Source organism: Altericroceibacterium xinjiangense, assembly GCF_003958635.1.
GTDB lineage: Bacteria > Pseudomonadota > Alphaproteobacteria > Sphingomonadales > Sphingomonadaceae > Altericroceibacterium_A > Altericroceibacterium_A xinjiangense.
Map to the genome: position 1 here is coordinate 210,282 of NZ_RSEK01000003.1, position 12,056 is coordinate 222,337.

At 64.6% G+C, this 12,056-nt stretch carries 12 protein-coding genes; 3 read left to right on the forward strand and 9 right to left on the reverse strand.

The window, feature by feature from the left end:
• Positions 1-79: 79 nt before the first annotated feature.
• Genes ELY13_RS04950 through tyrS form a run of 4 tightly spaced genes read right to left on the reverse strand, consistent with a single transcriptional unit; the run spans position 80 to position 4,255 of the window.
• Complete coding sequence (locus ELY13_RS04950; RefSeq protein ID WP_126172783.1) at positions 80-784, reverse strand: dienelactone hydrolase family protein; 705 nt, start codon at positions 782-784, stop codon at positions 80-82.
• Positions 777-1,697 (reverse strand): cysteine synthase A, encoded by a 921-nt coding sequence (gene cysK, locus ELY13_RS04955; RefSeq protein ID WP_126172784.1) that lies wholly within the window; start codon positions 1,695-1,697, stop codon positions 777-779. The genes ELY13_RS04950 and cysK overlap by 8 nt, the downstream gene beginning before the upstream one ends.
• Complete coding sequence (locus ELY13_RS04960; RefSeq protein ID WP_241233546.1) at positions 1,694-2,965, reverse strand: MFS transporter; 1,272 nt, start codon at positions 2,963-2,965, stop codon at positions 1,694-1,696. Before ELY13_RS04960 ends, cysK begins: the two co-directional genes overlap by 4 nt.
• Before the next feature lie 57 nt (positions 2,966-3,022).
• Positions 3,023-4,255, reverse strand: coding sequence for a tyrosine--tRNA ligase (tyrS, locus tag ELY13_RS04965; RefSeq protein WP_126172896.1), 1,233 nt, complete (start codon positions 4,253-4,255; stop codon positions 3,023-3,025).
• 46 nt (positions 4,256-4,301) lie between these two features.
• Between tyrS and ELY13_RS04970 the strand changes: the two genes are divergently transcribed.
• Positions 4,302-4,844, forward strand: a complete 543-nt coding sequence (locus ELY13_RS04970) for a DOMON-like domain-containing protein (RefSeq protein WP_126172785.1) — start codon at positions 4,302-4,304, stop codon at positions 4,842-4,844.
• Entirely contained in the window at positions 4,841-6,040 is a 1,200-nt protein-coding gene (locus ELY13_RS04975; protein WP_126172786.1) for an exo-beta-N-acetylmuramidase NamZ family protein, read from the forward strand. Before ELY13_RS04970 ends, ELY13_RS04975 begins: the two co-directional genes overlap by 4 nt.
• Here ELY13_RS04975 and ELY13_RS04980 read toward each other — a convergent pair.
• On the reverse strand, positions 6,034-6,366 hold the full coding sequence (locus ELY13_RS04980) for a hypothetical protein (RefSeq protein ID WP_126172787.1): 333 nt from the start codon (positions 6,364-6,366) through the stop codon (positions 6,034-6,036). The genes ELY13_RS04975 and ELY13_RS04980 overlap by 7 nt on opposite strands.
• Positions 6,367-6,487: 121 nt before the next feature.
• Here ELY13_RS04980 and ELY13_RS04985 point away from each other — a divergent pair, with 121 nt between their 5' ends.
• Positions 6,488-7,237 (forward strand): glutathione S-transferase family protein, encoded by a 750-nt coding sequence (locus tag ELY13_RS04985; RefSeq protein WP_126172788.1) that lies wholly within the window; start codon positions 6,488-6,490, stop codon positions 7,235-7,237.
• 26 nt (positions 7,238-7,263) lie between these two features.
• Here ELY13_RS04985 and ELY13_RS04990 read toward each other — a convergent pair whose 3' ends face one another.
• The 4 genes from ELY13_RS04990 to ELY13_RS05005 all read right to left on the reverse strand — a co-directional run bounded on the left by ELY13_RS04990 (position 7,264) and on the right by ELY13_RS05005 (position 12,037).
• Entirely contained in the window at positions 7,264-8,337 is a 1,074-nt protein-coding gene (locus ELY13_RS04990; RefSeq protein ID WP_126172789.1) for a hypothetical protein, read from the reverse strand.
• Positions 8,338-8,407: 70 nt separating this feature from the next.
• Positions 8,408-8,830: a GFA family protein gene (locus ELY13_RS04995; protein ID WP_126172790.1), complete on the reverse strand. Its 423-nt coding sequence runs from the start codon at positions 8,828-8,830 to the stop codon at positions 8,408-8,410.
• A gap of 11 nt (positions 8,831-8,841) precedes the next feature.
• The gene (parE, locus tag ELY13_RS05000) at positions 8,842-10,827 is read right to left on the reverse strand and encodes a DNA topoisomerase IV subunit B (RefSeq protein WP_126172791.1); all 1,986 of its coding nucleotides are present in this window, start codon (positions 10,825-10,827) and stop codon (positions 8,842-8,844) included.
• A gap of 49 nt (positions 10,828-10,876) precedes the next feature.
• Positions 10,877-12,037: a penicillin-binding protein activator gene (locus tag ELY13_RS05005; RefSeq protein ID WP_126172792.1), complete on the reverse strand. Its 1,161-nt coding sequence runs from the start codon at positions 12,035-12,037 to the stop codon at positions 10,877-10,879.
• Positions 12,038-12,056 lie beyond the last annotated feature (19 nt).

Sequence of the window (12,056 nt, forward strand, 5' to 3'; positions counted from 1 at the left end):
TCACCAATGCCGTCACTGCAGGAGAGGTCCGAGAAACTGGGAAACCTAGACTAAAACAGGGGGCGGGGAAGGCGCAGGCTTACGGAAAGACCTCATTGAACAACCCGAGCATGGCGGCCCAGCTCTGCCGGTCCGCGCTTGCGTCATAGCCCACGGCAGGATTGTCCGCTGGTGAGCTGGGATTCGTGAACCCATGTTTCACGCCGCTGTAGGAATGGAAGTGCCAGTTCGCATGGGCACGGTCCATTTCCTCCCAGAAGGCGATGACCTGGCTACGGGGCACCATCGGGTCCGCATCGCCGTGGCAGACCAGAACACGCGCCGTCACTGTGCCGGGTTCGGCCGGAAGGTCGGTCGTCAGCAAGCCGTGGAAGCTGGCCACCACGCCCAGCGGCGCGCCTTCCCGGGCGAGTTCCAGCGCGGCCTGCCCGCCCATGCAGAACCCGATTGCGGCCAGCGGCAAGCCCTCCGACACCTTCATCAGGGCCAGCGCCTTGAGGCTTGCCCGCAAGCGGCGGCGATAAGCCTCGGGATCTTGCCGAATCTCCATTGCGCAGTCGCGCGCCTGGTCGAAGCTTTCCGGGGTCTTGCCGTAGAAGTCGGCGACCAGCGCAAGGTACCCGGCGTCCGCCAAAGCCAGCGCCTTGTCGGTTACCGATTTTGTCGGATTCATGATCGTCGGAAACACGGCGACGGCGGCCCGGGGCTGTCCTGCAGGCCGGGCGAGAAGGCCAGTCAGCTGCGTTTCGCCGTCGCTGTAACGGACCTGTTCCAGCTCACTCATTGGGCAGGAAATCCGGAACCGAGAGATACCGTTCGCCGGTGTCGTAGTTGAACCCGAGCACGCGGGTGCCGCTGCCGAGGTCGGGCAGCTTCTTCTTGATCGCCGCGAGGGTGGCGCCTGAACTGATGCCGACCAGCAGCCCTTCCTTCTGTGCACACTGGCGCGCCATTTCCCGCGCGTCGTCTGCGTTCACCTCGATCGCGCCATCGATCGCCTGCGTGTGCAGGTTGGCGGGAACGAAGCCTGCGCCGATGCCCTGGATCGGGTGCGGACCCGGCTGACCGCCGCTGATGACCGGCGAAAGCTCCGGCTCTACCGCAAAAGCCTTCATTTTTGGCCAGTGCTTCTTCAGCACTTCGGCGCAGCCGGTCAGGTGCCCGCCGGTGCCGACCCCGGTGATCAGCGCGTCGATCGGCGTGTCGCGGAAGTCCTCGAGCACTTCCTGCGCGGTGGTGCGGGAGTGAACTTCGACGTTGGCCGGATTTTCGAACTGCTGCGGCGTCCATGAGTTGGGCGTCTGGTCCGCCAGTTCGCGCGCCCGTTCCAGTGCGCCCTTCATTCCCTTTTCCTTCGGCGTCAGGTCGAAGCTTGCGCCGTAGGCGAGCATCAGGCGGCGGCGCTCCAGGCTCATGCTCTCAGGCATCACGAGCACGAGCTTGTAACCCTTGACTGCGGCGACCATCGCAAGCCCGATCCCGGTGTTGCCGCTGGTCGGTTCGATGATCGTCCCGCCGGGCTTCAGCTCGCCCGATTGCTCGGCGTTCTCCACCATCGCGAGCGCGATCCGGTCCTTGATCGAACCGCCCGGATTGGAGCGTTCCGACTTCACCCACACTTCGTGATCCGGGAACAGCCGCGAAAGGCGGATGTGCGGCGATCGGCCGATCGTTTCGAGGACGCTGTCTGCCTTCATGTCGGTGGCTCCTTCCCGGTTTGGCGGTACTGTGGGGCAAAGGTCTTGGCCCGGCGAAGTTCCGGGAAAATCCACGCCCACAGCGCGGTGACGACTATCGCACCGGCGCCGCCGAATACAACCGCCCCCGTCGCGCCCAGAACTGCGGCGGCGATCCCGGACTGCATCTCTCCCAGTTCGTTCGATGCGGAGACCGCCAGACCCGAGATCGACGAGACCCGCCCGCGCATTTCATCCGGCGTGTTCAGCTGGACGAGCGAGTTGCGGATGAACACCGAGATCATGTCCGCCGCCCCGAGCACCGAAAGCAGCAGCAGCGACAGCATGAAGTTTCGCGAAAGACCGAAGCCGATCGTCGCGGCACCGAAAACCACGACTGCCCAGAGCATCTTGACCCCGACCCCGCGCTCCAGCGGGCGGAAGGAGAAGATCAGCGCCATCAACCCTGCGCCAAGCGCAGGGGCGCCGCGCATCAGGCCAAGCCCTTCCGTGCCGACCGCCAGGATGTCGCGCGCATAGACCGGCAGCATGGCGGTCGCTCCGCCAAGCAGGACAGCGAACAAGTCCAGCGAGACGCAGCCGAGCAGGAACCGCTCCCGCCACACGAAGCGGGCGCCTTCGACCATCTGCTTGACCGGCGGCATCGGGGATCGCTTCGGCTGGATTGGGCGAATCTGTGAGATCAGAACCGCCGAAACAAGAATCAGCACCGCTGAAATGGCGTGAGGAAGCGCAGGTTCCACATCGTAGAGAAATCCGCCGGCCGCGGGCCCGAGGACGCTCCCCACTTGCCAGGCGATGGAACTCAGGGCGATCGCACGCGGCAGCAGCTTGGGGCCGACGATGTTGGGGGCCAGGGCGGCTTGTGCCGGGCCCAGAAAGATTCGCGCCGCCCCATGGGCTGCCGCCAGCACGAACAGTATCGGCAGGTTGAGCGCATCGACCCAGGTCATGTAAGCCAGCACGCCGGCGATGACGCTGTCGACGACGTTCGCCACGGCGGCCACTCGGCGCCGGTCGAAATGGTCGGCGGCCCAACCGGCAACGGGGGTGAACAGCATCAGCGGGATGAACTGCGCCAGTCCCAGCAGCCCCAGCATGAAAGCTGCTTCAGGGCGGTCCATCCCGTAATCGCTGCGCGCGATGTCGTACGTCTGGTAGCCGATCAGCACGACCATCGAAACGGTGGATGCGACCGCGAGCATGCGCGCCGCAAACAGGTACCGGAAGTCGGCGATCTGCAGCGGCGATTTAGGTTCGGATGTCACCGTCGCCCCATGGCAGGCGGCCCCCCGCTTGCCAAGCGGGGGCAGCGCGGCGGGGCCTCAGGCCCCGCGCAGAACGCCGTGTTTCTTCTTGCCCAGGCTCAACTTTCGCTCCTGCCCCGGTGCGAGTTCGATCAGGAAGCCGGGATCGCTCACCGCTTCGTCGTCGATCCGCACCGCGCCTTCGGCAATCTTGCGCTTGGCTTCGCCGTTCGAAGCGGTGAACCCGATGTCGGTGCACGCCGCGCCCAGGCGGATCCCTTCGGACGGAACCATCAGCACCGGAAGGTCCTCACCGAGGCCGCCGGCTGCGAACGTTGCAGCAGCCGTCTTCTCCGCCGATATGGCCGCGTCACGCCCGCGGCACAGCGCCGTCGCTTCATTCGCGAGCACGATCTTCGCGCGGTTGATCTCGCTCCCTTCCAGTGCCGTCAGCCGCTCGATCTCATCGAGGGAAAGGTCCGTGAACAAGCGCAGACGGACTCCGACGTCACGGTCATCCGTGTTGCGCCAGAACTGCCAGTAGTCATAGTCCGACAGTTGGTCTTCGTTCAGCCAGACGGCGCCTCCCACCGTCTTGCCCATCTTGGTGCCATCGGCATTGGTCAGCAGCGGAGTGGTGAGTCCGAATACCTGCGTACCGTCGACCCGGCGGGCAAGTTCGACCCCGTTGACGATGTTGCCCCACTGGTCGGAGCCGCCCATCTGCAACCGGCATTCGGCACGGCGGCTGAGCTCCAGGAAGTCGTATGCCTGCAAGATCATGTAGTTGAATTCGAGGAACGACAGCGATTGCTCCCGATCCAGCCGAAGCTTGACCGAATCGAAGCTGAGCATCCGGTTGACCGAGAAATGCTGCCCAATGTCCCGCAGGAACGGGATGTATTCGAGCTTGTCGAGCCACTCGGCGTTGTCGACCATGATCGCGTCGGTCGGGCCGTCGCCAAATGTCAGGAAACGCTCGAACACCCGTTTGATCGAGGCCACATTGGCTGCGATCATATCGGTGGTCAGCAGCTTGCGCGCTTCGTCCTTGAAGCTCGGGTCGCCGATTTTCCCGGTCCCGCCGCCCATCAGCACGATCGGCTTGTGTCCGGCGCGCTGGAGCTGACGCAGCATCATGATGGATACGAGGTGCCCGACATGCAGAGAAGGCGCGGTGGGATCGTACCCGATATAGCCCGGCACCACTTGCTTTCGGGCAAGTGCATCGAGCCCTTCGGCATCGGTCAGCTGGTGAATGTAGCCCCGCTGTTCCAGCAGGCGGAGGAGATCGGACTGGTACTGGCTCATGGTGCTTTCTTCTTTCGGCGCGGGCGGGTAGCACGGGAGCGCCGCCATGCAAACGCATCCGCTCATCCCTCATCCCGCTCATCCGCCGCTCGGCGTCCGTCAGGTGGTCGCGAAAGTCATCGGGCTGGATCCGCTCTGGCTCCGGCTGCGCTGGCGGATCGAAGGAGCCGAAAGGCTGGCCACGCCCGCCTTTGCCGGGAAGGGACGCGCCGACGGATTGTGGCGCACGACCTGCTTTGAGCTGTTTCTCCAGCCGGAAGGCGGACAAGCCTACGCGGAATTCAACCTTTCTCCGTCGGAACGCTGGGCCGCTTACGACTTTCGCGCCCACCGCGACGGAATGGCTGAACGGGCCATGCCGCGCGAACCGGGTTGCACGATGCGCAAGGGACAGCAGCTTGCGGTGTTCGACGCCGCGATCCCGCGTGGGGCGCTGCCGGATGGCGCATGTGCGATGGGTCTCTCCGCGGTGATCGAGGAGACAGGCGGCGTGCTCAGCTACTGGGCCTTGTCGCAGCCCGATGACAAACCCGATTTCCACGATCCCGCTTGCTTCACGGGCAAGCTTGATCCAGCAAGGGCGGCATGAAATTCGGGATCGACCGGCTTCTTGCCGAACCGCAGCTGCTCCAGGCGCTTGAAGGCAAGCGCGTTGCCCTGGTGGCCCACCCCGCGTCGGTGACGGAAGACCTGACGCACAGCCTCGATGCGCTGATCGCCGCAGGAGTGAACGTGACCGCTGCGTTCGGTCCCCAGCACGGGATCAAGGGCGACAAGCAGGACAACATGGTGGAAACGGCGGACGAGGTCGATCCGCAGTACGGCATTCCCGTCTTCAGCCTCTATGGTGAGGTGCGCCGCCCGACAAGCGCGATGATGGACAGCGCCGACGTGTTTCTGTTCGACCTGCAGGATCTCGGCTGCCGGATCTACACCTTTCTGACTACCCTGCTTTACCTGATGGAGGCAGCCACTCTGCGGGAACAGGCCGTCTGGGTGCTCGATCGCCCCAATCCCGCTGGCCGTCCGATTGAGGGGACCCTGCTGCAGCCGGGACAGGAAAGCTTTGTCGGCGCAGGGCCCATCCCGATGCGCCACGGACTGACGCTGGGGGAAATGGGCCACTGGTTCCGCCGCCATTTCAAGCTCAATCTCGACTACCGCGTGATCCCGATGGAGGGATGGTTTCCCGCCGCCGCGCCCGGCTACGGCTGGCCGGAAGACCGCATCTGGATCAACCCGAGCCCGAACGCCGCCAGCCTCAACATGGCGCGCGCCTACGCCGGTACGGTAATGCTGGAAGGCACGACGCTTAGCGAGGGTCGGGGAACGACTCGCCCGCTGGAAGTGCTGTTCGGCGCGCCGGACATCGATGCGAAGCGGGTGCTTGCTGAAATGGAGCGCATCGCCCCGGAATGGCTGGCCGGCTGCGCGGTGCGGGACTGCTGGTTCACGCCGACGTTTCACAAGCACGCGGGCGAATTGTGCAACGGGCTGATGATCCACGCGGAAGGCGGGTTCTACAATCCCGAGACGTTCCAGCCATGGCGCCTGCAGGCGCTCGCCTTCAAGGCGATCCGCCAAGTGTACACCGAGTACCCGATCTGGCGCGATTTTCCTTACGAATACGAATTCGACCGGCTGGCCATTGACGTGATCAACGGTGGGCCTTCGCTCCGGGAATGGGTGGACGACCCCCAAGCCACGCCGGCCGATCTGGACACCGTAGCCACGCCGGATGAGACCCAGTGGCGTGAGGAAATCCGGGACCTGCTGCTCTACTGAGCTTTCATCATGCCGGCGTTTTCCGGCAGTTGCGGGACCGGTCGGATGTCGCTGGTATCGCGGTGCATCACCAGAACGCCCCAGCCGTCGATCCGCTTGTCCACCGCCGCCAGCAGCAGCGCTTCATCGGGGGAGGCAGTGTCCCGCTGCAGCGGGGGCAGACGGCGCTGTGCACGCACTTGCTCGATCCGATCGGCACACAGGGCTGGGTCGCGCACCGCCTCGCGCACGGCGGGGACGGAGTCGGAGGGGCGGGACTCGTTCGGGGCGGTTCCGCTCACCGCGGTTACGGCCAGTGCGGCCCCCAGCGGAAGGATCAAGTGCATCTCCGGTCTCCTCTTGCCCAAGAGACATACCACGCCGCCTGCTTAGTCCCAACGCTGCCTGCCGCCCGCTTGTTTCGCTTGGTCCCGCCCGCTACTCCGAAGCAAACAAAGGAGAGGTTTCATGCTCAAACTCTACAGCTTCGGTCCTGGCGCCAATTCTCTGAAGCCCCTGCTGACCCTGTACGAAAAGGGCATCCCGTTCGAACAGCACCTCTTGAACCCGGCCAAGTTCGAACACCATTCCGACTGGTTCAAGGCGATCAACCCGCGCGGCCAGGTCCCGGCGCTGGCGGACAATGGCCGGGTCGTCACCGAAAGCACGGTGATCTGCGAATATCTTGAGGACGCGCACCCGACCGAAGTGAAGCTGCGGCCGGACGACCACCATGATCGCGCGCAGATGCGGGTCTGGACGAAGTGGGTGGATGAATACTTCTGCTGGTGCGTCTCCACCATCGGCTGGCACCGCTACATTGGCAACATGGTCAAGAGCTTGTCGGATGCGGAGTTCGAGGAGAAGGTGAAGGCGATCCCGATCCCCGAGCAGCAGCTGAAGTGGCGCCGCGCGCGCGAAGGTTTCCCGCAGGACCTGCTGGATGAGGAAATGCGCAAGATTGCCGTCTCGGTCCGCCGCCTGGACGATCATCTGGCGGATCACGAATGGCTGGCAGGCGGAATGTTCTCGCTGGCCGACATCTGCAACTTCGCGATCGCCAACGGGATGGAGAACGGGTTTTCCGATCTGGTGAACGAATCCGATTCGCCGCACCTGCTGCGCTGGATTCGCCAGATCAACGAACGGCCTGCCTGCCGGGAGATGTTCGCCCAGGTGCCACACGAACTTGCCCCTGCGAAAAAGAAGGAAGGCTAAGTTGAAAGGGCGGCGGGGGAGGGCGTCTAATCCTTCTCCCACCCCTGTATGTATTCCGAAGCCATGTAAGTGCGGGAACCGCCGCCAGGCGCCTGCAGCACTGCGCTGAACGGTTCCTCCTTCTGCATGGCCGCCTCGACTTCTTCTGGCGAGGGCAGGCTCGTGAACGGAGCATAGTTAAGGGTTCGATCCGGGTCCGTAAACCTGATCCAGAAGGAGCCGCCCGCATCCAGCCACGGATCAAGGCGAACCCGCCCGACCTCGGCGCTGGCCCCGCCATCGCGGAAGGCGATCAGGTAAGCGTTCTTGTGCTCCTTGCGCCGGTACACGCCGTAGCTCGTGGTTGAACTGGGATCCCGGCACCATTTTACGGCCTTGGCCGAAGTCACCGGCGCGCCGTCGGTTTTCTTGCCGCGATTGGTCGCGATTACGTTCAGCACAACCGAGGCCTGTCTCTGAAACGTGGCGCGCGGCGCATCTCCTTCAAAGGAGAGTGGGCGCGGGCACTCAGCGATCGCAGAAGCCGCGGGATAGGAAACCTTGGCACGCGGCAGCTCGACCCCGGCAACGAAGCTCGTCAGCTGTTCGCCCAAATCGGCGGCTGACATGTCCTGCGAGGTCATGCGAACCGCAATAAGCCACCCATCGTGCGGCAATAGCGCGAACCCGGTCGAACGCGCCTTCTTGCCGGACACCGCACCGTAAACGATGTACCCGCTGTCCTTTCCTGCGCCTGATCCTGGTGTGAAACTGGCCGCGACCACGCTTGTCTTGTCGAGGGCACCGACCAGTTCATCGGAAGCCATCATGGTGAACATCCGGTCCTGCCAAATCGAAACGTCCACCGGCGAAGCACGGAACAGGTAGACGTTGGCAGCCGTCGCGCTCGCTCTGTCCCGGTAACCAGCCACTACGTCGACGCGCTGTGTGCCGTAATCCTCAAGGGAAACCCGTTTGAATGAACCGATGCGGGGAAGCAGACGCGCACTCGTCCACTCGTGCTGCCACGCGATTTCGCTATCAGCTGATATCGGCCGCGGTTCGGCAGCGAGCGGCGTCATCGACACAAGAAACCCGGGAAACAGAAACTTCCATTTCATGACAGCGCGCTCTCGTCGTGCGGCGAAAAGATACTTGGCGCACTGCTCATGGCTTGCCTTCGATCCTGGATCAGGATTGCGTTGCCGGTGCCGGCGGCTGTTCCGCGAAGTGCGGGATGCCGGGATCGAGGATCGCCCAATCGGGCTTTTCGCTGGTCCAGATCGCCATTTCCGGCGCCAGCCCGTGCGGTTCGTCCAGAAAACCGAGCCGGAAGGTCATGAACTGGGGGCGGGCCGAACTTTGTGCGTAGACCGGCGTGCCGCAGGATGCGCAGAAGTGCTGCGTCAGCGTATTACCGCTCGCTGCCGTATAGGACCAGCTGGTGACCGCCCCGGACAGTGACACCTCGGAAGTGCGGAACATCGTGTTCTGGGCCGCCCCACCGGACGCAAGCTTGCGGCACTGACGGCACCAGCATTGCCGCGTCTGCGCGGCCTCACCGGTGATGGTCGCCTGCACGGCGCCGCAATTGCACGTTCCCGAATAGGCCATCCGTCTCCTCCTCAGGCGTCGATCAAGTCCCGATCAAGCTCACCTGCGCGGTTCTGGATGAAGTTGAACCGGTGTTCCGGGTTGCGCCCCATCAACTGGTCCACCAGTTCCTTCACTGCATGGCGCTGCTCATGCTCGGGCGGCAGGGTAATCCGGATCAGGCCGCGGGTCTTCGGGTCCATCGTCGTTTCGCGCAGCTGTCCCGGGTTCATCTCCCCCAGTCCCTTGAAGCGGCTGACTTCGACCTTCTTGCCCTTGAACACGGTGCGTTCCAGTTCCTGCCGGTGGGCATCGTCGCGGGCATAGCGGCTCTCCTTGCCGGCGGTCAGGCGGTAGAGTGGCGGCTGGGCCAGGAACAAGTGCCCCTTGCGGACAAGGTCCGGCATCTCCTGGAAGAAGAACGTCATCAGCAGGGTGGCGATGTGCGCCCCGTCCACGTCCGCGTCGGTCATGATCACGATCCGATCGTAGCGCAGGTTGTCCGCGTTGCAGTCCTTGCGCGTGCCGCAGCCAAGCGCGAGCGCCAGATCGGCGATTTCGCTGTTCGCGCGGATCTTGTCGATGCTGGCGGACGCGACGTTCAGGATCTTGCCGCGAATGGGCAGGATGGCCTGTGTCTTGCGGTCGCGGGCCTGCTTGGCGCTGCCGCCCGCGCTGTCCCCTTCGACGATGAACAGTTCGGTTTCCCCCGGGCCTTCGCCGGAACAATCGGTCAGCTTGCCGGGCAAGCGCAGCTTCTTGGCGCTCGTGGCGGTCTTGCGCTTGATTTCCCGCTCCGCCTTGCGGCGCAGGCGGTCGTCCATCCGCTCCATCACCGCGCCCAGCAAAGCGCGCCCGCGCTCCATGTTATCGGTCAGGAAGTGGTCGAAGTGATCGCGCACCGCGCTTTCCACCAGGCGCGCCGCTTCCGGGCTGGTCAGCCGGTCCTTGGTCTGGCTCTGAAACTGGGGGTCGCGGATAAACACCGAGAGCATGACTTCGCTGCCGCTGACGATGTCGTCGGCCGAAATATCCTTGGCTTTCTTCTGCCCGACGAGTTCCCCGAACGCGCGAATGCCCTTGGTCAGCGCCGCGCGCAGGCCCTGCTCATGCGTGCCGCCGTCTGGCGTCGGCACGGTGTTGCAGTACCAGCTGAACGAACCATCGGAGTACAGCGGCCAGGCAATGGCCCATTCGACTCGTCCCTGGTCTTCGGGGAAATCCTGCCGCCCGCTGAAGAACTGGCTGGTCACGCATTCGCGATCGCCCACTTGTTCCGCCAGGTGATCTGCCAGACCGCCCGGAAACTGGAACACCGCCTCAGCCGGGACTTTCTCGTTCACCAGCGAAGGCGCGCACTTCCAGCGGATTTCCACACCGGCATAAAGATAGGCCTTGGACCGGACGAGCTTGAACAGCCGCCACGGCAGGAAACCCTGCTTGCCGAAGATTTCCGCATCAGGCGTGAAGCTGACGGTGGTGCCCCGCCGATTGGGCGTGGGTCCAAGCTTCTGCAACGGGCCCAGCGGCTGACCGCGGGCGAATTCCTGCGCGAACAATTCCTTGTTACGGGCGACTTCGACCCGCGTGTGTTCGGACAAGGCGTTGACGACGCTGACGCCAACGCCGTGCAGACCGCCGCTGGTGGCGTAGGCCTTGCCCGAGAACTTGCCGCCCGAATGGAGGGTGGTGAGGATCACCTCAAGGCTGGACTTGCCGGGGAACTTCGGATGCTCGTCAACCGGGATGCCGCGGCCGTTGTCGCTGATCGTCAGGCGGTTGCCTTCCTCCAGCGTCACCTCGATCCGGCTGGCATAGCCGGCGACGGCTTCGTCCATCGCATTGTCGAGCACTTCGGCCGCCAAGTGGTGGAACGCGCGCTCATCCGTCCCGCCGATGTACATGCCGGGACGGCGGCGCACCGGCTCCAGCCCTTCGAGAACTTCGATGGACGAGGAATCGTATTCCGCGCCGTCCGGCGGCAGCTTGTCGAACAGGGAATTGTCATCGGGGCTCATGCTGGCTTTATAGGGCCTGCATTTGCCCGCTTACAAGCTCCCGCCCCGGTTAATTCACGAAATGTTCCGGTGCCGGGTCGGTCACGCTGATCGTTCCGTTTCCGACCTCACGCACTTCCATCGCGCGTTCGCCGACGCCGTCGGAGCGGAAACGGAACGGACCGTCGAGCCCGAGGAACCCTTCAGGATCCGCCACCTGCGCGAGCGGGAAGGGCTGACCCGGCTGCCAGTCACGGGCCAGCCGCAGGGCGAGCAGCACCGAATCGTAGCCTAGCGTGGCGACCCGGTACGGCTTGGCGCCGAAACGGGTTTCGTAGCTGTTGACGAACTGGCGGTACCGCGCGTCCGACACCGCGGAGAACAACGCACCGCGCAGGGCAGGGGCATTGGCGATGCTGGCTTCGCCGTTCCACAGCTCCGTCCCCAGGATAAGCGGCCGGGCGCCGCCTTTCTTCAGCTCGGTCGCGCCCATCGCGGAAAGCCGGGCGCCGTCGGCGATCAGCACGGCGTCGAATCCGCCTTTCGTCTGCAGCCGCCGGGCCGCGCTGACGATGGAGGTGTTCCCCCGATTATACCGCTCAACGGCGACGACCTGCCCGCCGCTGGTCTGCGCGGCTGCCTGCAGCGCAGCTTCTGCTCGCCGGCCATATTCATCGTCCGGCACCAGCGCGGCGAAGCGGCGCGATCCCTGTCCTACCGCGTAACCTACGGTACGGGCGACCGATTGCTCCGGAATTTGTCCCATCACGAACACGTCGCGGTCCGCCACCGTCCGGTCATTGGAAAACGCGATCAGCGGAATGCCGGCCGGGCGAGCCTGGGCCAGTACGGCGGAGACATTGTCGCCGAGCAAGGGGCCCAGGATCAGCTTGTTGCCGTCCGAGATTGCCCGCGCCGCGGCGCTGCCCGCGCCGGTTCCCGTGTCATAGGTCGTGATTGCGACATTGTCGGCCTTGGTGTCGATCAGCGCCATTGCCGTGGCGTTGGCGATCGACTGGCCGACTTCGGCGTTCCTGCCGGATAGCGGCACCAGCAGGGCGACCGACTGCGGAGCGGCTACGACCGGCCCCGGAGCCACCGTCGCGGACGGAGCCGGGGCAGGGGCGGGAGCCGCCGACGGGCCGCGATCCCCGCCGGGGATAACCTGGCAGGCCGCCAGGCTGAGGCCCAGCCCCGCTACCGCGAGACCGCGTTTCACCACTGCCACCATCTTGCCGCTCCTGCCCAAA